This window comes from Brevundimonas aurifodinae, from assembly GCF_040195595.1.
In the GTDB taxonomy this organism is placed as follows: Bacteria; Pseudomonadota; Alphaproteobacteria; order Caulobacterales; family Caulobacteraceae; genus Brevundimonas; species Brevundimonas aurifodinae.
Genome location: NZ_JBEGDD010000003.1, coordinates 1 through 19,839 on the forward strand (window position 1 = coordinate 1; position 19,839 = coordinate 19,839).

Annotated in this window: 19 protein-coding genes, 1 tRNA gene and 1 pseudogene; 14 read left to right on the top strand and 7 right to left on the bottom strand. The window is 69.8% G+C overall.

Features of this window, described 5'->3' with window-relative positions; translation table 11 throughout:
* Nucleotides 1-94: 94 nt before the first annotated feature.
* From ABN401_RS04150 to ABN401_RS16315, 5 genes and pseudogenes are all read right to left on the bottom strand, one after another.
* Nucleotides 95-484, bottom strand: a complete 390-nt coding sequence (locus ABN401_RS04150; RefSeq protein WP_349683570.1) for a helix-turn-helix domain-containing protein — start codon at nucleotides 482-484, stop codon at nucleotides 95-97.
* 31 nt (nucleotides 485-515) lie between these two features.
* A complete protein-coding gene (locus ABN401_RS04155; RefSeq protein ID WP_349683571.1) occupies nucleotides 516-959 on the bottom strand; it encodes a hypothetical protein in 444 nt (147 codons plus the stop codon).
* 35 nt (nucleotides 960-994) lie between these two features.
* Nucleotides 995-1,345: a hypothetical protein gene (locus ABN401_RS04160; protein ID WP_349683572.1), complete on the bottom strand. Its 351-nt coding sequence runs from the start codon at nucleotides 1,343-1,345 to the stop codon at nucleotides 995-997.
* A gap of 134 nt (nucleotides 1,346-1,479) precedes the next feature.
* Nucleotides 1,480-1,749: a hypothetical protein gene (locus tag ABN401_RS04165; RefSeq protein ID WP_349683573.1), complete on the bottom strand. Its 270-nt coding sequence runs from the start codon at nucleotides 1,747-1,749 to the stop codon at nucleotides 1,480-1,482.
* 112 nt (nucleotides 1,750-1,861) lie between these two features.
* Nucleotides 1,862-2,011, bottom strand: a pseudogene (locus ABN401_RS16315) (helix-turn-helix domain-containing protein); the annotation flags it as partial.
* Nucleotides 2,012-2,243: 232 nt separating this feature from the next.
* Here ABN401_RS16315 and ABN401_RS04170 point away from each other — a divergent pair.
* Nucleotides 2,244-2,612, top strand: coding sequence for a helix-turn-helix domain-containing protein (locus tag ABN401_RS04170; protein ID WP_349683574.1), 369 nt, complete (start codon nucleotides 2,244-2,246; stop codon nucleotides 2,610-2,612).
* Nucleotides 2,613-2,639: 27 nt separating this feature from the next.
* Here the strand turns inward: ABN401_RS04170 and ABN401_RS04175 are convergent, their stop codons facing one another.
* Complete coding sequence (locus tag ABN401_RS04175; RefSeq protein WP_349683575.1) at nucleotides 2,640-3,293, bottom strand: TetR/AcrR family transcriptional regulator; 654 nt, start codon at nucleotides 3,291-3,293, stop codon at nucleotides 2,640-2,642.
* Between the two features lie 216 nt (nucleotides 3,294-3,509).
* On the opposite strand from ABN401_RS04175, the gene ABN401_RS04180 reads away from it, so the two are divergent.
* The 8 genes from ABN401_RS04180 (at nucleotide 3,510) to ABN401_RS04215 (ending at nucleotide 15,465) form a co-directional block, all read left to right on the top strand.
* The gene (locus tag ABN401_RS04180) at nucleotides 3,510-4,172 is read left to right on the top strand and encodes a JAB domain-containing protein (RefSeq protein WP_349683576.1); all 663 of its coding nucleotides are present in this window, start codon (nucleotides 3,510-3,512) and stop codon (nucleotides 4,170-4,172) included.
* Nucleotides 4,173-4,179: 7 nt separating this feature from the next.
* Entirely contained in the window at nucleotides 4,180-5,079 is a 900-nt protein-coding gene (locus ABN401_RS04185; RefSeq protein ID WP_349683577.1) for a DUF7146 domain-containing protein, read from the top strand.
* A 53-nt stretch (nucleotides 5,080-5,132) separates the two neighbouring features.
* On the top strand, nucleotides 5,133-7,199 hold the full coding sequence (locus ABN401_RS04190) for a ParB/RepB/Spo0J family partition protein (protein WP_349683578.1): 2,067 nt from the start codon (nucleotides 5,133-5,135) through the stop codon (nucleotides 7,197-7,199).
* Nucleotides 7,200-7,406: 207 nt separating this feature from the next.
* Nucleotides 7,407-11,645, top strand: a complete 4,239-nt coding sequence (locus ABN401_RS04195) for a strawberry notch-like NTP hydrolase domain-containing protein (RefSeq protein ID WP_349683844.1) — start codon at nucleotides 7,407-7,409, stop codon at nucleotides 11,643-11,645.
* Nucleotides 11,646-11,766: 121 nt separating this feature from the next.
* Complete coding sequence (locus ABN401_RS04200) at nucleotides 11,767-12,135, top strand: single-stranded DNA-binding protein (protein ID WP_349683579.1); 369 nt, start codon at nucleotides 11,767-11,769, stop codon at nucleotides 12,133-12,135.
* Between the two features lie 36 nt (nucleotides 12,136-12,171).
* Nucleotides 12,172-12,588 carry a single-stranded DNA-binding protein gene (locus tag ABN401_RS04205; RefSeq protein ID WP_349683580.1) on the top strand — a complete coding sequence of 139 codons (417 nt, stop codon included), beginning with the start codon at nucleotides 12,172-12,174 and terminating at the stop codon, nucleotides 12,586-12,588.
* Nucleotides 12,589-12,993: 405 nt separating this feature from the next.
* Nucleotides 12,994-13,932 (top strand): DUF2493 domain-containing protein, encoded by a 939-nt coding sequence (locus ABN401_RS04210; RefSeq protein WP_349683581.1) that lies wholly within the window; start codon nucleotides 12,994-12,996, stop codon nucleotides 13,930-13,932.
* Between the two features lie 288 nt (nucleotides 13,933-14,220).
* Entirely contained in the window at nucleotides 14,221-15,465 is a 1,245-nt protein-coding gene (locus ABN401_RS04215; RefSeq protein WP_349683582.1) for a DUF3363 domain-containing protein, read from the top strand.
* A 147-nt stretch (nucleotides 15,466-15,612) separates the two neighbouring features.
* Here the strand turns inward: ABN401_RS04215 and ABN401_RS04220 are convergent.
* Nucleotides 15,613-15,702: transfer RNA gene (locus ABN401_RS04220), tRNA-Ser, on the bottom strand.
* Between the two features lie 68 nt (nucleotides 15,703-15,770).
* Here ABN401_RS04220 and ABN401_RS04225 point away from each other — a divergent pair.
* From ABN401_RS04225 to ABN401_RS04245, 5 genes are read left to right on the top strand one after another with little or no spacing between them, the layout of a single operon-like run.
* Nucleotides 15,771-16,580, top strand: coding sequence for a septal ring lytic transglycosylase RlpA family protein (locus ABN401_RS04225; protein WP_349683583.1), 810 nt, complete (start codon nucleotides 15,771-15,773; stop codon nucleotides 16,578-16,580).
* 59 nt (nucleotides 16,581-16,639) lie between these two features.
* Nucleotides 16,640-17,263, top strand: coding sequence for a dTMP kinase (gene tmk, locus ABN401_RS04230; protein WP_349683584.1), 624 nt, complete (start codon nucleotides 16,640-16,642; stop codon nucleotides 17,261-17,263).
* Nucleotides 17,260-18,240 carry a DNA polymerase III subunit delta' gene (locus ABN401_RS04235; protein WP_349683585.1) on the top strand — a complete coding sequence of 327 codons (981 nt, stop codon included), beginning with the start codon at nucleotides 17,260-17,262 and terminating at the stop codon, nucleotides 18,238-18,240. The genes tmk and ABN401_RS04235 overlap by 4 nt, the downstream gene beginning before the upstream one ends.
* Entirely contained in the window at nucleotides 18,240-19,028 is a 789-nt protein-coding gene (locus ABN401_RS04240; protein ID WP_349683586.1) for a TatD family hydrolase, read from the top strand. Before ABN401_RS04235 ends, ABN401_RS04240 begins: the two co-directional genes overlap by 1 nt.
* Nucleotides 19,025-19,828, top strand: a complete 804-nt coding sequence (locus tag ABN401_RS04245) for an MBL fold metallo-hydrolase (protein ID WP_349683587.1) — start codon at nucleotides 19,025-19,027, stop codon at nucleotides 19,826-19,828. Before ABN401_RS04240 ends, ABN401_RS04245 begins: the two co-directional genes overlap by 4 nt.
* Nucleotides 19,829-19,839: the final 11 nt, after the last annotated feature.

Sequence of the window (19,839 nt, forward strand, 5' to 3'; positions counted from 1 at the left end):
GGGGCCGGCCGGCCCTTAAACGGCCGACGCTTGTATCGCTTGAGTTGTCGCCAAAAAGGACGCGAGCTCGCGACCGGACCGCCGAGCCCCGGCCTCACGGGCGCGAGAGTTCCTTGGCGAGGTTGACGAGCAGGACGCGCCTCTCGGGAGACAGGCTCTCGAAGGCCCGCATCAGATCGACCGCGGCCCGGGACCGGATGGGGGGCGCGGCCTCCTTATCATCAGAGAGCTCGGCGGCCCCGAACAGCTTCTGGGGCGACAGGCCGAGTTCGGAGAACAGGACCGGATAGGCGGAGGCCGGCACCCGGTTCGCGCCGCTCTCGTATTTCTGAACCTGCTGGAAGGTCACGCCGAGAAGGCGGCCCAGGTCGGACTGCGTCAGACCGGCGCGCAGCCGGGCCTCGCGAAGCAGGGCGCCGACACCATGATCGAACACGCCCGCCTTGCGACGGGGGCTGCCGGTGGACGTATTCTGCGGGGTCATGGACGCAAGCCTAGCCATAAACGCGGGTTTGTCAGCCCCTCTGTGTCCGCGTCCAACGTGGCCAGCCGCCCGGGGCCTCTCCGGCCAGCCACCGTTCCCCCGGCCCGAGCAGCAGGGCGTAGAGACCGATGACGCCGAACAACCAGCGCGACCCCACATAGACCCGCGTATCGAGCGAGGGGTCCCCCAGCACGCTGATGTGAACCAGCATGAGCAGGAGATGGGCGGCGGCGGTGGCCAGGATCCACCAGCGATCGAAGCGCAGGCTCATCCAGATCAGGACGGCGAGCAGGACCGCGTCGTTCAGCGGAAGAGCCCACCACAGCCGCAGCGGCGCCAGCATGCCCCCGGCCACATAGTTGACCAAGAGCAGAAGGACGCCCAGCCGCTCGGGCTTGGCGCCCTTCCACCAGGCGACGGCCCAGATGACGAAGGTCGAGACGAGATAGAACAGATGAAACGACGCGCCGTCCAACCCTCGGCCTCCTTGTGAGCCGCAGCCGCCTGATCCTAGCCGACGGCCTCGAGAAAGCGTCCGGTCGGACGGGGAACCGGCTGGTCCTCGTCCGGCTTGGGCTCGAAGGGGCCGCTCATGCGCCACTCGATCCTCAGGCGTCTCGCGTCCGCCTTCATCGCATGATGGGCCTTAAGGAGCCGTGCGCGCGCCTTGACCACCGGCCCCTGGGCCTGGGTGATGGCCGTCAGCGCCTCCTGTCCGACGACCGCGGTGATCTGGTGGTCGATCCGTCCCGTGGTCAGGAAGGACGACAGGTCGTTGAGGGCGGCCAGGGCCAGGTCGAGTTTCTGTTCGGCGTCATAGAGGCGCTGGGCCGCGCCCTGGCCGTATTCGGTTCTGTCCATGCGTCAGGGTTCCTCCGCCAAGCGGATGAGAGGGATGAAGCGCAATTCGGGGGATCAGCGGGCGCGATCGATGGCCTGGGCCATGCGCTGGCTGTCGTTCATGAGATCCAGGACCGCCTTGGTGGCCAGGGCCATCACGACAGCGAGGGCGGCGATGATGAGGAGGCGAACGAGGCCGTCTGGCGGGGGACGGTAGCCCCAACGCCGGCCTGGGCCATCAGCCAGCCCAGACACAGCAGCTCGTGCAGCAGATCCTCGGGCGACAGCTCGGACTGCCGCGCCTGGGCCTCCAGAAGCAAGGCCTCCAGCACCGTGTCGGTCCGCGATGTCGGCGACAGCCTCAGGAGCGCCGCCTCCATTTCGTCCCAGGTCCAGCGCGGAAGCTCCGCCAGCCGTCTCGCCATGCCCATCCTCCGTCTTGCCCGGCGAGACCGCCACGATCCGGCTCGGGTCCGCCATGGGGTGCTTCGGGGGGGAGGGTACGTTTCGTTCCAGAAGGGCTAGCGCCGCCTTGCGGCGATTGACCCCGAGCCGACGGCAGGCTTCGAAGATGTGCTTCTTGACGACGCTCTCGCTGATCCCGAGCGACCAGGCGATCTCCTTGTCGGTCTGGAACGCGGTGAGCCGGAGGCACTCCTCCTGACGTTCGGTGAGAGGCGAGGGCATGACGGCGCGTCCTGTTGTCCGGCAACGCTAGAGGCGTTCAGGGCAGGCCGTCCAGTCAGCTTGATCGACGGATTTGGCGGGCGAGCCGCAGGATGGTTGCGAAGCCCGCGCCCAGCGCCCTAGGGTCTTGAGGAGGAGTCCGGGAGGAGGCGATCCATGCTGGCACGACGCGACGGGCCAGCAGGCCTCACAAACGGGGCGGGGGATTCGTCCGCCCTCGTCTGGTGACCCCGTGAGCCGAGACGGCTTTCTACCGGATCCCGTCGAGGTCCACATCGGCGCGATGCTGGCGCGGTTGCGCGTCGCGCGCGGCCTGACCGGGAGAGGGCTGGCCGACCGGCTCGGCCTCACCAACCAGATCGTCAGCAACTATGAGAACGCCCGGGCCAGGATCACCGTCGCCCGGCTCTGGGACGCGGCCCAGTTCTTTCAGGTGCCCATCGAGACCTTTTTTCCGGCGCGGACGGGCGCAGGACTTCGCGAGCTTCCGGATCTCCCGCCCGATCCTCGATTCGCCGGGGTCTCGCGTCTGTCAGTCGAGGACCAACGCCGTGTCCTCGGTCTGATGCGTCGCCTCCTCGACCTACCCGACGACGATTGAGTGTCCGGTCGCAAGCCGCTCGGCCTGTCAGACGCGCGCCGGATCGTCGTGCACGCCGCGGGCATAGATGACCAGGAGCCAGGCCGCGGCCTTGAGCGACGCCGCCGACAGGTCCCTTGCCGTCGCTCCCCCGCCGGCCCTTCGGGCCAGGGTGTCCGTCATCGCGACAAGCACGGGGGTGGCGTCGGCGACCCTGGCCGGGTGCCATCCGAGATGGTCGGCCACCTCCATGACATCCAGGATGAAGGTCATGCGCTGCGAGCTGGAGAGGGGCGCTCCCTCCGAGGCGGGTGTCGGCGGACTCACCGGCTCCGGGATCCCGTCCTGACCTTCGTCCAGGCGAGCGAGGGAGGTCCGAGCCCGGCGGATGGCGTTGCCCCACTCCGTCGTGCCGTGCCGGCCCTCGGCGTCGAAGGCCAACAGGGTCCGCAGGCTGCTTTCGATGTCCGCGGCCTGGCGGGTGAGCACCGAATCCGTGGGGGGCGGTGTCTTCATCACCCCTTCCCAGAGCTCGGCCTTGGTCCGGAAGTGATTGGCGACGGCCCCGGTCGACAGCCCGGCCTCGGCCGCGACGCGTCGGGCGGTGACCTCCTCGTAGCGGTTCTCGGTGAACAGCCGGCGGGCGGTCTCCGTGATCTTGCGAAGGGTCCGGGCCTTCTGTTCGCTGCGTCGGGTCGCCATTCCATCCTCCGGGAGACGTCCCCCGATACGGGCTGGCGCCCGGCTTGGCGAGACCCGCAAAGAAGGGATCTCGCCCGGGGGCGGGCGCGGCGACCGCGCGGTCCCGGGGATGGCCCGGGTCTGTCGCGCAACGCGTCGGAGTCAGCCTGAAGGGGCGAAGGAAGGGCGGGGGAAGGCGATCCGGTCGAACGGCGGCCGGCCGCCGGAAGTGCCCCCATGACCTCTGTCGTTCCCTTCAAACCCCTTCAACAGCCCCGGACCGGGGATCGCTCGCTGGAGCTCGATCTTCTCTCGCACTGTCTGGCGAGCTTCGGCCTGGCGCGGGCTCAGGCCCTGTCCCTGTCCGCCGGACTTCTCGATCGATACGGTTCCCTGGGTGCCGTGATCACCGCCTCCGAAGCGGCCCTGCGATCGACCCCGGGGATGTCCCCGGGCGTCGCGCGTGGGCTGGTCGGACTGTATCGTCTCACGACGGCGCTCTCGGCGTTCGAGCTTCGGGACCGCGAGGTGATCTCGAGCGCCGCGGCCCTGGAAGCCTATGTCCGGACCCGGTTGCGCTTCGAGACCCGAGAGCAGGTGCGGATCCTCTATCTCGACCATCGAAATCACCTGATCCGCGACGAAGGCACCGGTCAGGGGACGGTGAACCACGCCCCCGTCTATGCCCGGGAGGTGATCCGGCGCGCGCTCGAGCTGTCCGCTTCGGCCCTGATCCTGGCGCACAACCATCCCTCGGGCGATCCCACCCCTTCCCGGGCCGACATCGCCGTCACCCGCCATATCGCGCAGGCCGCCGGACTGTTCGGGCTCCAGGTTCATGATCACCTGATCGTCGGCCGCGACCGCACGGCCAGCCTGCGCGCCCTGGGCCTGATGTGAGCCCGCCATGACGCTGTATCGCATCGTCGCCGCCCTGGGCGGGAACCTCTATCAGGGCGGCCGGCGCGCCAACGTCCCGGCCCCCGGACACAGCCGCCGGGATCGCTCCATCTCTCTCCTGCTCGTGGGGGACCGGGTGGTCATCCACGGCTTCGGCGGCACCGACTGGCGGGCCGCCCGCGACGCGCTCAGACGGCGCGGACTGATCGATGCGAACGGTCGCCTGGGCGCCCAGGGAGACCCGGCCCCGGCCTGGTCCCGGCCGGACGACCGGGTCCGGCGAGAGACCGCTCTCAGGCTTTGGGAACAGAGCGGACCGGTCGGGACGGCGTCGGCGGCCGCGCTTCATCTGCGGCGACGGGCGATTCTCGCCGACGAGGCCGTGAGCGCCCTTCGCTTCCACCCCCGCGCGCCGCTCCGGGTCTATGGCGAGGGCGGACGAGGGAGCCCGGCGCTGGTGGCCCGGATCGACGATCCGTCCGGCGGTCTGACGGCCGTGGAGCTGACCTATCTGGACCCGGCCGGTCGCGCCCTCCCCGGACTGGTCATAGGGCGCAAGACGGTGGGACGTGTTCCACCCGGCTCCGCGGTTCGTCTCGCGCAAGCGCGCGACGCCCTGTTGGTGGGCGAGGGGGTCCTGACCACCCTGTCGGCGATGGACCGGTTCGGTCTTCCCGGCTGGGCCCTGCTGGGCGTCAGCAATCTGGTGGGCTGGAGCCCGCCTCCGGGGGTCGAACGGGTCATGATCGCCGCCGATCGCGGCACGGCGGGAGAGCGGGCGGCGGCGCGACTGCGCGACCGGTTGCTGGCCATCGGCCGTCGCGTCGAGGTGCGTGGGCCGCCGGAGCCGCACGGGGACTGGAACGAGGTCGCCATGGCCGGGATGAAGGGGAGGGAAGGGCGCTGAGGGGCGCCGGAGCGGCGGGGATCGGCCCCGACGCGCGGCGGGAGACTGTTCCAATGATCGACCTCGCTTCAGCAACCTGGCCCGCAGGCCCCCGCATCGACCGCGACGAGCGCACCGTGCGCCTCGGCGACCTCGCCGTCGCGCCCGAGAACCTGCGCTACGGCGAGGCCCCCGACGATGACCTGCCCACCCTCGCTGCGACCATCCGCGCCGCGGGCGTGCTCCAGCGGTTGACGGTCCGCCCCGGTCGCGGCCGCAAGGAAAAAGCGTGGATGGCGCTGGACGGCCGTCGCCGGCTGCTGGCCCTGGGGCATTTGCTCGACGCCGGCGACATCGACGCGGACCATCCCGTGGATGTCGTGGTCGAGACCGACCCCGGCCGCCAGGCCGCCGCGGTCCTGCTGACCAACACCGCCGTGCCGGTCCATATCGCCGACGTTATCGCGGCGATCGGACGGATGATGAAGTCGAGGCTGACCGTGCCGGCGATCGCGCGGGCGCTCGGCTATGAGCCGCTCGAGATCAAGCGGCTCGCGGCCCTGGCCGCCCTGCCGTCGGTCGCCCTGGTCGCGCTCAAGTCCGGTAGGATCAACCTGAAACAGGCACGGCTCCTGGCCCGGCTCGCGGAGCCCGCCGAGCAGGCGGAGATCGCCCAGGCGGCGCTCGACGGCCACGGGTTCCGCGACTGGCAGATCCTCGAGCGGCTCGACGAGGGGCGGGTGACCGGCCGCGACCGGCGCTGCGCCCTGGTCGATCCCGCCGCCTATGGCGCGGCCGGTGGACGCACGGAGGTCGATCTTTTCGGCGAGCTGGCTCCGGTCCTGCTGGACCCCGGCGTGCTTACCGACCTCTGGACCCGACGCGTCCACCGCATCGCCGCGGCGTTCGAAACCCGGGGCCTGGAGGTCCATGTCACGGCGGATCCCGAACCGGACCTGCCCGACGATCTCGAAGCGGTCGGCTATGTCTACGGCAACGATCTGACGGCGGAGGAGATGGCGCGCTACCGCGCCCAGCGCGACCGGCTCAACGAACGCGCCGAGGCCGTGGAGGTCGCGCTGGCCGACCCCGACCGACCGGACGCCGCCGATCGAGCGATCATCGACATGGTTCATGCCAGACTGGAGGCGGACCAGACCGGCTGCGGCGGTCGCGCAGTGACCACCCTGCTCATGTGGCCCTCAGCGCGCACGGGGATCGAGGTCCGGTGCTACGCACCCAGAGCGTCGGACATCGAGCCCGCCGGGGATGGCGATGAGACCCGTGACGCCGGGGCCGCGTCGACCGCGGCGGCCTATGCGCCGCCCGAGGTCGAGACCCCGGAACCGCAGACCGAGGGGGTCAACCACGCCCTCCACGCCGTCCGCACCGACGTCGCCACCCGCGGACTGATCCGGGCGCTGGCCGACGATCCGGGCGCGGCCCTGACCGCCCTGATCGCCCGGCTGTTCAATGTCCTCGTTCGTCGGGCCCAGGTCGCCCGCTCCGAGGCGGCCGTCACGGTCCTGGCGACGGCGTTCAATCCGGCGGACGGGCGCGTGATCGAGGCGCTCGACGGGGACGTCCGGCGGAGGCTGGATCAACGCCGCCTCCAGTGGGAGGCGTCCGGCGAGACCGTCATGGGCTGGATCCACCGCCTGGCTCACGGCGAGAAGATGGCCCTGCTGGCCGAGCTGACCGCCATCAGCCTGGACGTGCGCGAGGCGCGCACGTCCCTCATCCGCCGGTCCGCCCGCGCCGAGGCCGCTGAACTCGCCGCTCTGTGCGGCGCGGACATCACCCTGCACTGGACGCCCGATGCGCCGTTCCTTCAGGCCCACGCCAAGCCCCTGCTGATCGGGATGCTGGAGGCGATGGGCGTCTGTGACGACCGGGCCGCGACGCTGAAGAAGACCGAACTGGTCGACTGGGTGGCGGCGGAGGCCGCGGCCCGCACCTGGGCTCCGGCCGGCCTCTCATGGACCGTCCGCGACAGCGAAGCGGCCGGAACGGCGCCGGAGGGCGAGCGGGTCGGGGAGGCGGTTCGGGGTCAAGGTCCAGAGTCCGGGCTCGACGAGGGGACGGGCGCCTTCGTGGTCACCCCGGCGGGAGAAGCCGCCCTGGCGGCCGCGTTCGCCTGAGCCTCCCCCCGGGCCGAGACGCCGCCCCGGCGCGAGCCGGGGCGGCGTTGTTCTGCGTCAGGAGCGCGAAAAGGAGCGGGAAGGGCCGGGGAGGGCGAGCCCGGAGGACCGAGAGGGAGGCCCCTCCGCTGCGGGCGACGGAGATGTCCCGTGACCCCGACCCCGCCTGTCCCGGCCCGACGGTCTCAAGCCCCGTCCGGCCCGACGCTGTTCCCTGATCCGCCGCAAGGCGACCCCGCCGCCAATGTGCTCGCCGCGGCCCGTGTCCTGGCGGTCCCTCTGGCGCGATCCAGGCCTCTGGACCGTCGGCGGGTCGCCGATGTGATGACCACCGCCTTCGGCGGAACCGACGCGGACGGCGCCTGGTGCTGGCGCGACGCCTATGACGCGATCGAGGCGGCGACCGTGCTCCAGGTCCGTCGGCTGGCGCCGCAGATCGCCAGGCTGGAGGAGGCTCCGGCCGAGATCGCGGCCCTTCTGGCCTCGGTGTCCGCGCTCGGGCTGAGCCACACCCGCAGGAGCGAACAGCAGGTCGCCCTGGACCAGTTCTCGACCCCGCCGGAGCTCGCCGCCCTGGTCGCCCTGGCCGCCCAGGTGCGCCCCGGCGATCGGGTCCTGGAGCCATCGGCAGGAACAGGGCTCCTGGCCGTCGTGGCCGAGGCCTGCGGCGCCGCCCTGACGCTGAACGAGCTCGCTCCCGGCCGGGCCGCGCTTCTCGACGGCCTGTTTGCCGACGCCTCCCGGAGCCGCCTCGACGGGCGTCACCTCGGCGACCTTCTCGAACCGGCTGGAACCTTCGACGTCGTGGTCTGCAATCCGCCGTTCACCGACCTGGAGGCTCACCTCAAGGCAGGGCTCAAGACCCTGGCCGAGGGCGGGCGGATGGCGGCGATCGTTCCCCTGTCCGCGCTTGCGGGGGACCGTCTGCGACACGCGCTCGGGGCGGACGGCGCCAGGGTGGGCGCGATCGCCTTTCCTGATCGCGCCTTCGCCCGTCACGGCGTCTCGATCGACACCGGCCTGCTCGTGATGGATCGCGGCGGGCGGGGGTCCTGGGACGGCGTCATTCATCGCTCCGGCGATCTCGCCGCCGCCGCGCAGTGTGTCGCGGCTCTCCCGCCGCGGGCGTCCGCCAGGCCCCGGCCGCGCCGCGCGCCGGAGGTCTCGGCCTCGCCCGCGCCGCATGGCATCCATCGCCCCGGGCGAGCCGTTCGGCTAACGTTTCTGACCGACGCGGCCCCCGTGCCCTATGAGACGGTGGCCTGGCGCGGCGAGGGGCGCGATGTCGGTCTGTATCAGGCCCACGTCCTGGGGCGTATCGTCCTGCCCGAACCGCGGCCCCACCCATCCGCCCTGGTCGAGTCCGGGCCCATGGCCTCGATCCCTCTGCCCGCGCCGACCTACCGGCCGGTCCTGCCGCCCGCGATGCGAGACGGGGGCCGGATCTCCGACGCCCAGACCGAGACGGTCATCTATGCGGGCCAGGCCCATGCCTCGCTCCTCCCGGGCCGGTTCCGGCCGGGCGAGGCCCCGCATGAGGTCGTCCTGGTTCGCGATGAGGACGACACGGGCCGGCGGTTTCGGCGCGGCTTTTTCCTTGGCGACGGCACCGGCTGCGGCAAGGGTCGTCAGATCGCGGCCGTCATCGCCGACAACATGGCCCAGGGCCGGGTCCGTGCGCTCTGGTTTTCGCGCAATGACGCCCTGCTCGAGGACGCCCGTCGCGACTGGGCGGCGATCGGAGGCGAGGCCCACGACATCGTGCCTCTGTCGACCTGGAAGCAGACCGAGGCGATCGCGCTCGATCGCGGGATCCTGTTCACCACCTATGCGACCCTGCGCCAGCCCGCCCGGGGCGGAAAACCGTCCCGCCTCGACCAGATCGCGACCTGGCTGGGTGGCGACTTCGACGGCCTCATCGCCTTCGACGAGGCCCACGCCATGGCCAATGCGGGCGGCGGCGGCAAGGGCGGGCGGGGAACCCGCAAGGCGTCGCTCCAGGGGATGGCCGGCCTGGCCCTGCAGACCCGGCTGACGAACGCGCGCGTGCTCTATGTCTCCGCCACCGGGGCGACCACAGCGGAGAACCTCGCCTATGCGGCCCGTCTGGGTCTCTGGGGCGGGCCCGACGCGCCCTTCATGACACGGGCCGACTTCCTCGACGCCATGGATCGCGGCGGGGTCGCCGCCATGGAACTGGTGGCGCGCGAGCTGAAGGCGCTCGGCCTTTATGTCGCCCGCAGCCTGTCCTTCGAAGGGGTGGAATACGACCCGCTCGTCCACCCGCTGACGACGGACGACATCGCGATCTGGGATGCCTGGGCGGACGCCTTCCAGTTGATCCACGCCAATCTCGCCGAAGCCCTGAAGGCCACGGGCCTGACCGACGACGACGGTTGCGCCCGGAGCCCGATGGCGGCCTCGGCGGTCCATTCCGCCTTCGAGGGCGCCAAGCTACGCTTCTTCGGCCATCTGTTGTCGGGGCTGAAGGCTCCCAGCCTCGTCGCCGCCATCCGCGAGGACCTCGCGTCGGGGCGATCCGCGGTCATTCAGATCGTCTCGACCAACGAGGCGGTGATGGAGCGACGCCTCGCGTCCCTGTCGTCGGAGGAATGGTCCAATCTGTGCATCGACCTGACGCCGCGCGAATACGTCCTCGACTATCTACGCGAAGCCTTTCCCGTGCATCTGATGGAGGCCATCGAGGACCGCGACGGCAAGGTCACCCTGGTCCCGGTCATGGTCGATGGCCGGCCCGCGGTCAGTCGCGAAGCCATGGAGCGCCGGGAGGCCCTGCTGATCCGGATGGCTTGTCTCCCGGCCGTCCCCGGCGTGCTCGACGCCCTGCTGGAGGCGTTCGGGACCGACGCCGTCGCCGAGATCACCGGACGCGCGCGGCGCGTCGTGACCCGGGAGGGTCGGCGGGGGGTCGAGCGGCGGGGCGCCGCTTCGGCCCGGGTGGAGACCGACGCCTTCATGTTGGGCGCCAAACGGGTCCTGGTCTTCTCGGACGCCGGAGGCACCGGCCGCAGCTATCACGCCGATCTGTCGGCTCCGAACCGGCAGAGGCGGGTCCACTATCTCGTCGAGCCCGGCTGGCGGGCGGACGCAGCCATACAGGGTCTGGGACGAAGCCACCGGACACACCAGGCCTGCGCGCCCCTGTTCCGACCGGTCACCACCGATATCCAGGGCGAGAAGCGGTTCACCTCGACCATCGCGCGCCGTCTGGACACCCTGGGCGCGCTGACGCGCGGAGAGCGCCGGACCGCGGGGGCCGGCCTGTTCCGGGCGGAGGACAATCTGGAGAGCCCCTGGGCGCGGCGCGCCCTGCTGGTCTTCTACGGCGCCCTCGTCTTCGGCGAACTGGCCTCGATGACGCTGGAGACTTTCGTGACCCGGACGGGCCTGAAGCTTCTGGACGCCGACGGAGGTCTGAAGCCTTCCGACGACCTGCCGCCGATCCATACCTTCCTCAACCGGCTGCTGGCGCTGCGGATCGCCGACCAGAACGCGCTGTTCGCCGATTTCGACGGGATCCTGGCCGGGATCCTCGAGCGAGCGGCCGCGTCGGGGGATCTGGACCGCGGTCTCGAGGACATCGAGGCGGAAGAGCTGGAGGTTCTGGTCCAAGAGACCATCCGGACCGATCCGACGACGGGAGCCGAGACCGAGCTGGTGACCTTTTCGCTGAAAGTGCGGCGGGACCTTCTGACGTCCGCCGAGGCCATGGCCGCGATCGAGACCGAAGGTCTCCTCGCCATGCGCAACGAGAAGTCTGGCCGGGCGGCGATCGTCGAGCGAGGCCTCACCACCACAACGGTCGCGGACCGGCTGGTGGCCGCCGTGCGCCTGGTGCGTCCCGGCGCGCGTCAGACGATGGCCGAGAAGGCCTTTGAGGAATCGGCCTGGAAGTCCGCGCCAATTTCAGCGTGGCGGCGCGCGTGGGATGAGGAGATCGCCTCGAGCGATCCTTGGCGGAGCCGGCGGCTGACCCTGGTCACGGGCCTGCTGCTGCCGATCTGGAGCAGACTGCCGGCGCGGGGCTGCGCCATCCGCCGCGTGCGCGGCCCCGACGGGCGGCGCTGGCTCGGTCGTATCCTCGACGAGGTCCAGGTTGGAAACCTGAAGGCCGCGCTGGGTCTCGCCGGCGTTGGCGCCGCCTGGGCCGACGGCGCGAGGACCGCCACGATCCTGGTGGACCGAGGCGTGCAGCTCTCCCTGGCCGGCGGATTGTGGCTCAGGCGGGCCCGCGTCATGGACCGCTGGCGCGTCGAGGTCGTGGGGGGTGGCCGCGATCGCGACGCGCTGGTCGCGCTCGGGTGCTTCGTCGAGATCATCGCTTTCACTCCCCGGGTGTTCGTGCCCGTCGACCGGCCCGAAGTGCTGGAGGCGGTGCTGCGGCGCCATCCCGTCCAGACGATCCTGGACGGCGCGGCGGCCTGAGAGGACCGGGCGGGGCGAAGGCCGCGCCCGGTCGCGAGAGGGCCCGGAGGAAGGGAGGTCCGGGGTGAAGCGGGATGAAGGAGATCGCCTCCCTCGGCGCTTCGGATCAAGGGAGACTGAGATGCAGACCATGGTGTTCACCGGCCGATTGGCGGCCGACCCCCAGATCAGCGATGACTTCGCCAAGGCGGTGTTCCGGCTGATCGAACGGCGCGGCGTGGACAAGGACGGCCGTGATCGGCTCGTCGGCGTCAACTGCGTCAGCTGGTCCAGAGGACTCAACGAGAAGGTCATCGCCCGCGGCCTCGCCCAGGGCTGTGAGGCCGTGGTCGTCGGAGCCTTCATCGACACCGCCTACACGGCGAAGGACGGCATGGCGCGGACGGCCAAGGAGCTGGTCGTCAACCGATTGACCGTCCTCGATTGGGCGGAGGCGCGCGACCCCGAGGCCGCGTCCGAGCCGTCCGAACCGCGCCGCGCGGCGGCCTGACCCCCACCTTCAATCCTCAATCCAAGGAGACTGAACATGCAAACCCTGGTCATCGAAGGCTATCTGGCCGCCGAACCCTCCATTCTGTCGGCCCAGGGCTCGGGCAAGAAGCGCGCGAGCTTCCGCGTGCTGGAGACGACCCGCTTCAGGAAGGCGGATGGCACGCCCGGTGAACGGACAACCGGCTTCAACTGCGTCTGCTTCAACGAGGCGACGGCGGAGAAATACATCGAAGCGTTCGCGCGGAAAGGCACCCGGGTGGTCGTCCAGGGCCATGTCGAGAACGACAGCTGGACGGGTCGCGACAATGTCGAGCACTACGACCTCAGGCTCGTCGTCGCCGACCTGCGGTTGAAGAACCGCCGTGACCCCGCCGAGCCGCAACGCGACCATCCGGTTCAGGTCGAGGAGACCGCCGACCGATACGATCTGAGCGACGACATTCCGTTCTGATCGCCTCATCGACGGCAGCGGCCCCGTGCGCGAGCGCGGGGCCGTTTCCAATTCGGCGAGTGCCCGGGCCGAGACATCGGCCGTCAGGGCGAACCTTCCAGCGTGGACCGGTCCCCGATCGCGCGGCGCGGCGGCTCGCCGCCACGACGGATCGGCAGATCGTTGTCCCGTCTTCCGTCTCGGCGCGACGGCGCCGATCGGTGTCGTCGTCGCATAGGGCGACGACGACCTGCCCCCACACAACGCCCTCCGAGTTTGTCACGGCACCCCGGAAGTCAACGGCTTCGCCGTTCCCCTTCGCGCAGGGCAAGCGGCCCTTCGCTCCGGTGACTGCCAGGGACCCCACCGTGCCGAAACTCGGGGTCGTCGCGCATGGGGCGCTCGGCAGTCTCAAGGAATCTTCCAATGACCCACTCAACCCTCTTCGTCTCCGCCTCTCAGAAGTCCGACTCGGCCTTCGACGATCTGTCGGCGTCGCTCAGCGATCCCCGACCGCATCCGACCGAGGACGCCCTGGTTCAGCTCGGGCGAGCGCTCATGACCGAGTTGGTGGATCTAATCTCGGACACGGCTCTCGAGGACTATCAGACCATCATCGGCGAGGCGCTCATCGGCGCCTTCCACTCCGCGGCCGGCCGGATCGAGCGGGACGCGGACCGGGCCCGCGATACGATGCGATCGCTCGATCGGGACTTCGACGGATCCGAGGCGGCCGACACCGAGCTTCAGGAAGCGACGGCGAAGGCTCGCGCGGGGGACGCGGCGACCCAGGCCTGCGAGCTCATCCGCGACGCCGCCTCTCAGGCCTGGACGGTGGCCACGGGCGAGGTCTGGACGGCCTGGCGGGGATCCCGGCGTGGCACGCACCTGACAGCGGCCCAGCTGGAAGCCAAACAGGCGATCCAGGCGATCCGGGCCCGGCGGTCGGGAGAGGCTGATCCGGGCGGTCCGGTGATCGCCTTCCGCGGAGCTCCGACGGCGAACAGCGTCGAGGACGCGGGTCGGATCTTCGATGCCCTGAACTGGGCCCGGCAGGAGTGGCCCGACATGGCGCTCGCGACCACGGGCGCGAAAGGCTCCGAGAAGCTGGCCATAAAATGGGCCCAGCAGAAGGGCGTGAAACTGATCCTAGCCCGCGCCGACTTCGATGCGCACGGCAAGGCGGCGCCGTTCCGGGCCAACGACGCACTGATCGCCCTCGAGCCGGCGGTGTGCCTCACCCTGGTGCATTCGGTGGATCGAACCCGCGCGATCGACCGGGCCTTTGGTCCCGCGCTGAACCTCGCTCAGAAGGCCCTGGAGAATGGGCTTCGACATGTCTCCATAAAAGCTCGGGCAGCGTGAGGCTCCCAGGCCCGATCGATGGACCCGCTCGGCTTTGGCCGGGCGGGTTTCTTCGTTTGGCCGTCGCGCGCCAGGGAGGGACCCGGGCACGGCCCACCTGCCTTCGATGTGATCTGTATTGGTTTGTATTGATGACGGTTTGCGTGGTCTCTCGGATGTTATTGAGGGCAAGATAAAAGAGACTCGTTGCGCCCTTGGCTTGGCGCGTATGTTCAAGGTCTTAGCGCAGCCGATCTGAATTCAGGCAAGTCCCACTGACTTGTTCAGGCAGAAGGGAGAAACGAGCTCATGCTGGTGCAAGATCTTCTTGATGATCGGCTGACGAGCACCAGCGACGGCGAGGCTCGCGAGGCAGGCTCCATAAGGCTGCCGCAGACCCTGAAACGAGACAGTGCAAGCGCACGCATCGGACTGCTCCAGCGATTGGCGGCTTCGCGTCTGTTCGCGCGTGGCAATCGATCCGGCGTGCTCAAGTCAGCGCAGACCCGCTCCGGTCGGTCTTTTCGGCTGGATGTCCGTCAGAGCGTCATCGTCAAGGCGATGGTGTCACGACATGCCGGACGTGGCGCAGAGCGGGCCGCAGGTCTGACCCGACATATTTCCTACCTCGGGCGGCACGGGGCGGGTCAGGAAGGGGCCCGGCCGGAGTTCTTCGACCGCGATCAAGACGGGCTCGACCCAACCGCATGCGCCACCGACTGGGCTACGGATCGCCATCACTTCCGACTGATCATCTCTCCGGAACATGGGGACCGCATCGCCGACCTGCGCGACTATGTGCGCGCCGTCATGGCGCGCGTGTGCGAGGACCTGGGCCAGCGAAGTCTCGCGTGGGTGGCGACCTGTCACTTCGATACGGAGAAGCCGCACGCCCATGTGGTGGTGCGGGGTCGCAAGGATAACGGCAAGGACCTCGTCATTCCCCGCGACTACATCGCCTACGGCATCCGCGGCCGAGCTCAGGAGGTCGCGCAGGAGCGACTCGGAGATTTGTCTCGCGTCGATGCCGAACGGCGGGTCTGGTCGCAAACCGCGGCGGATCGCTTCACCGGCCTGGATCGACGCTTGCTCGAGGCGGCCGATCCAGACGGAAGGGTCACGGACGGGGTCGGGACCGGAGCCTGGCAAGCCCTGTCCCGAGGGCGGCTTCGTCATCTGGAGGGGCTTGGGCTCGCGGCGCCGATCACGGGCGGCTATCGCCTCAGCCGAGAACTGGAACCTCGCTTGAGGCGTCTCCAGTTCGATAAGGATATGATCCGAACGATGCACGCGCGCCGCCTCTCTGGGGTCCGTGATATCCGGAGCCTGACAGCTCAACCGGTGAACGGCCGGGTTGTGAGCAGCGGCCACCACGACGAGCTCGGTGCTGCGCCTTTCGTCGTCGTCCGCGATGAGGCGGGCACCGAGTTCTATGCCCGGCTAAATGCGAGGGGACCGGGACTTCAGATCGGGGAGCAGGTCCGGCTAAACCCGACCCCCGCTGGGACGGTTCTCGTTCGGCCGTCACCCAGGGGACTCGGCTCGGAACTGTAGCGAAACCTAGGGCCTGCATCCGTCCGCGACGCGATCTGCAGGTCCGAAAGAGACCAAATGAAACCGCCTGCTGCCGCTCATTTTTTGGCGGGCTATTTGGGGGGTGATCTCAAAATATTCCAAAAAACCCTGTAAAATCAATGGCCGTGGCGGACAGGGTGGGATTCGAACCCACGGTAGGCTTCCACCTACGGCGGTTTTCAAGACCGCTGCCTTAAACCACTCGGCCACCTGTCCGGCGGGCAGGGGATAGCAGCGAAGGTGGCGTTAACCAAAACGGAAATCGCGGGCGCGATGCTGGGCCCATGTTCCGACGGTTCTCTTCGCTGACAGCCGCCTTGCGCGGCCTGGGCCTGCTGATCGCGGCGGCGAGCCTCGCGGCGTGCGCGGGAGGGGCTGGCGCGGGGCGACCGACGGTCGCCGCCATGCCGGTGGTAACCGATCCGGCACCGATCGTTTCGGGCACCATGCGGCCCTACCAGATCCGGGGGCGCTGGTATCGGCCCGAAGAGCAGCCTTCCTATGACGAGACGGGTCTGGCCTCCTGGTACGGGGACCCGTTCCACGGTAGGCCGACCGCGACGGGCGAGCGGTTCGACATGAACGCCCTGACTGCGGCCCACAAGACCTTGCCGCTGCCGGGACTGGTTGAGGTCACCAATCTGGCCAACGGTCGGCGCGTGGTGCTGCGCGTCAACGATCGCGGGCCGTTCGTGGACGCGCGAATCATCGACCTGTCGCGCGGCGCGGCCGAGGCGCTGGACCTGCTGAGCCGGGGCGTCGGCGAGGTTCGGGTGCGGTATCTGGGCCGGGCCCCGAGGCTGGGCGGCGGCCAGAGACTGCAGACCGCCGAGGCTACCGCACCGCCGCGCCCCAATGCCCCGACGGCTTCGGGCCAGACCTTCTGGGTCGAGGTGGCGGAGTATCCCGATCCCGGCGCGGCCCGGGCGACCGCCAGCCGGGTCGGGGCCCGCGCCCAGGTGCAGGCCGCGACGACCGGCACCAAGTTTCGCGTCATCACCGGTCCCTGGCCCGACGCCGCCGCCGCCGAACAGGCCCGGCAGGCGAGCCTGGCCCTCGGTTTCGGCTCGGCCCGGCTGATTCCCTCGGGTTGAGCCGCATTTAGGCCCGCTGCGGCCTTGGCCCGGGGCGTCGGCCCCGCCATTGTGCGGCCGTGACTCGTGGAAAATTCATCACGTTCGAAGGCGGGGAGGGGACCGGCAAGTCCACCCAGGCCGCGCGTCTGGTCGATCGGCTGGCGGCGACGGGGATCGATGTCCTGCGCACCCGCGAACCCGGTGGATCGCCCGGGGCCGAGGCGATCCGGGATCTGGTCGTATCCGGCAGCGCCGATCGCTGGTCGGTGCGCACCGAACTCCTGCTCATGTATGCGGCGCGGTCCGATCATCTGGAGCGGACGATTGGTCCCGCGCTGGATCAGGGGCGGTGGGTCGTCTGCGACCGGTTCGCCGATTCCAGCCGCGTCTATCAGGGCCTGGCCGGTGGGGCCGATCTCGCGCTGATCGAACACATTGACGCCGCTGTGGTGGGCGCGCGCCAGCCCGACCTGACGCTGGTCTTCGACCTGCCGTTCGAACTGGGCCTGCAAAGGGCGCTGGGGCGGGGGGCGGCGGAGACGCGATTTGAGACCAAGGGATCCGCGTTCCATGGACGGCTGCGCGACGGGTTCCGCGCCGTCGTCGAGGCCCATTCCGAACGGTGCCGGCTGATCGATGCCGGGGGCGAGCCCGATGCCGTGGCCGCGCGGGTCTGGGCGGCGGTGGAATCTCTGCTGTGAGCCCGCATCCCCGCGACCGGTTCGACCAGATGCCCGCCGAAGCCGCGGAACGCGCCTTCGTCGACGCCAGAGACCGCGGGCGGCTGCACCACGCCTGGCTTTTGTGCGGGCCCGAGGGGATCGGCAAGGCGACCTTCGCCTATCGCGCGGCGCGGTCGCTGTTGGGCGCGCGATCAGACCTGTCGCGGGGACCGCTGGGCGCGTCGCCGGGAGATCCCGTCAGCCAGCTGATCTCGGCCCAGTCCCATCCCGATCTGCTGGCGCTCGAGCGGTTGACCGAGGGCGGCAAGACCAAGAAGTCGATCTCGGTCGATCAGGCGCGCGACCTGCCGGAGTTCTTCTCCAAGAGTCCTTCTCAGGCCCCCTATCGCGTGGCCATCATCGATGCCGCCGATGATCTGAATCCCAATGCTGCCAACGCCTTGCTCAAGGTTCTTGAGGAGCCGCCTGAGCGAGGCGTCCTGTTCCTGGTGACCCACGCGCCGGGTCGACTGCTACCCACCATCCGGTCCCGCTGCCGACGCCTGACGTTTTCGGCCCTGTCCCAGCCAGCGTTGGCCGATCTGGTGGAGCGGCAGACGGAGCTCTCGGCCGACGAGGCCGCGCGGATCGCCGGAATGGCGCGCGGATCACCTGGCGCGGCCCTGGCGCTGGCCACGGCCACCAGCCTGACCCTGGATGAACTGGCGCGCCGCTGGGTCGCGGGCGGGCCGATCGACGCGGCCGAAGCCCTGTCGGTCGCGGACGGGTTTCGCGGGGCCGAGGGACAGGCACGGTTCGAGGCCCTGATGGACCGGCTGTCGGCCGCCGTGCGCGAGCGGGCGCTGGACGCCGGGGGCAGGGGAGAGGCCTGGGCCGAACTTTGGGGGCGGTTGAGCGACCTGCCGGATCGGGCCGCGGCGGTGAATCTGGATCGCGCCGACCTGCTGGCGGCTGCGCTGGCGGATTTGGGGCGCACAAAGGCCATGGCCGCCTGATGCTGATCGACAGCCATGTCAATCTCCACGCGCCCCAGTTCGATGCGGACCGGAAGGACGTCATCCAGCGCGCGCGCGACGCCGGCGTCGAGATGATGGTCGAAATCTCCGACAAGCTCTCGACCTTCGAGGCCACACATGCCCTGGCCATGGCTCACCCGGACATCTGGTGCACGGTCGGGGTCCATCCGCACGAGGCCAAGGATCATCTGGATGTGACGGCTCAGCATCTGGTGGATCTGGCCCGGCGGCCCCGGGTGGTCGGCATCGGCGAGTGCGGGCTTGATTTCCACTATGACCTCAGCCCGCGGGATCAGCAGGAGGCGGTGTTTCGCGCCCATTGCGCGGCCGCCCGGTCGACGGGCCTGCCGCTGGTGGTCCACACCCGCGAGGCGGACGACCGGATGGCCGCGATCCTGACGGAAGAACAGGCTGACGGCCCTTTCCGTTTATTGATGCATTGCTACACCAGTGGCCAGGAACTCGCTGACAAGGCCCAGGAAATGGGAGCCTGGTTTTCGGTGTCCGGCATCGCGACATTCAAGGCCGCCGAGGATGTGCGCGCGGTCGTCCGCACCCTGCCCGCCGACCGGATCATCGTCGAGACCGACTGTCCCTATCTGGCTCCAGTGCCGCATCGCGGGCGTCGAAACGAGCCGGCCTATATCGGCCATGTCCTGCAGGCGCTCGCGGATATCCGGGGCTGGTCGCGGGAGGAGGCGGACGCACGGACGACGGACGCTTTCTTCGGTCTGTTCGACCGAATTCCGAGGCCGGCGGATCGATGAGCGGAGAGCTGGAAATCATCATCCTGGGCAGCGGCTCGTCCGGCGGCGTGCCTCGCGGGGACGGCGACTGGGGAGCGTGTGATCCGGCCGAGCCGCGCAACCGGCGCACCCGCTGCTCCATGTTGGCGCGACGGCATGGTCAGGACGGCGAGACCACGGTGCTGATCGACACGTCTCCGGACCTGCGCGAACAGATGCTGGCGGCCCAGGTCACCCAGATCGACGCGGTGCTCTACACCCACGACCATGCGGACCAGACCCACGGCGTCGATGACCTGCGCGTCTTCGCCCTGAGGCGCAGGAAGCGGGTTCCAGCCTGGATGGACGGGCCAACGCGCACGGCGCTGACCGGTCGCTTCGACTATATCTTCGAGTCCAAGGAGGGCTATCCGGCGATCGTCGAAGCCCTTGATCTGCCGGCGGACGGGGTGGCCTGGCGGATCGACGGACCTGGCGGACCGATCCCGGTAACGACGTTCGATCAGGCGCACGGGCCGATCCGGTCGGTCGGCTATCGGCTGGGTCCGGTGGCGTATTCCAGCGATGTGTCCGACCTGACGCCTGAGGCTCTCGACGCGGTTCGCGGTTGCGAGCTCTGGATCGTCGACGCGCTGCGCTGGACGGCGCACGGCACCCACGCCAACGTCGATCAGGCTCTGGCGTGGATCGCGGCGGCGAACGCCCAGAAGGCCGTGCTGACGAATCTCCATATCGATCTGGATTACAGAGCCTTGGATGCATTGGTTCCTGAGAACGTCGAGGTGGCGCATGACGGCTGGCGTGCCGTCCTGCCACTCTGACAATGCTGTAT

What these genes read in the sequence shown, in the direction of transcription:
- ABN401_RS04150 (WP_349683570.1), bottom strand. Translation starts at nt 484, where the DNA reads ATGACCCCGCAGAATACGTCCACCGGCAGCCCCCGTCGCAAGGCGGGC.
- ABN401_RS04160 (WP_349683572.1), bottom strand. Translation starts at nt 1,345, where the DNA reads ATGGACAGAACCGAATACGGCCAGGGCGCGGCCCAGCGCCTCTATGAC.
- ABN401_RS04165 (WP_349683573.1), bottom strand. Translation starts at nt 1,749, where the DNA reads ATGGCGAGACGGCTGGCGGAGCTTCCGCGCTGGACCTGGGACGAAATG.
- ABN401_RS04175 (WP_349683575.1), bottom strand. Translation starts at nt 3,293, where the DNA reads ATGGCGACCCGACGCAGCGAACAGAAGGCCCGGACCCTTCGCAAGATC.
- ABN401_RS04180 (WP_349683576.1), top strand. Translation starts at nt 3,510, where the DNA reads ATGACCTCTGTCGTTCCCTTCAAACCCCTTCAACAGCCCCGGACCGGG.
- ABN401_RS04185 (WP_349683577.1), top strand. Translation starts at nt 4,180, where the DNA reads ATGACGCTGTATCGCATCGTCGCCGCCCTGGGCGGGAACCTCTATCAG.
- ABN401_RS04190 (WP_349683578.1), top strand. Translation starts at nt 5,133, where the DNA reads ATGATCGACCTCGCTTCAGCAACCTGGCCCGCAGGCCCCCGCATCGAC.
- ABN401_RS04200 (WP_349683579.1), top strand. Translation starts at nt 11,767, where the DNA reads ATGCAGACCATGGTGTTCACCGGCCGATTGGCGGCCGACCCCCAGATC.
- ABN401_RS04205 (WP_349683580.1), top strand. Translation starts at nt 12,172, where the DNA reads ATGCAAACCCTGGTCATCGAAGGCTATCTGGCCGCCGAACCCTCCATT.
- ABN401_RS04210 (WP_349683581.1), top strand. Translation starts at nt 12,994, where the DNA reads ATGACCCACTCAACCCTCTTCGTCTCCGCCTCTCAGAAGTCCGACTCG.
- ABN401_RS04215 (WP_349683582.1), top strand. Translation starts at nt 14,221, where the DNA reads ATGCTGGTGCAAGATCTTCTTGATGATCGGCTGACGAGCACCAGCGAC.
- ABN401_RS04225 (WP_349683583.1), top strand. Translation starts at nt 15,771, where the DNA reads ATGTTCCGACGGTTCTCTTCGCTGACAGCCGCCTTGCGCGGCCTGGGC.
- ABN401_RS04240 (WP_349683586.1), top strand. Translation starts at nt 18,240, where the DNA reads ATGCTGATCGACAGCCATGTCAATCTCCACGCGCCCCAGTTCGATGCG.
- ABN401_RS04245 (WP_349683587.1), top strand. Translation starts at nt 19,025, where the DNA reads ATGAGCGGAGAGCTGGAAATCATCATCCTGGGCAGCGGCTCGTCCGGC.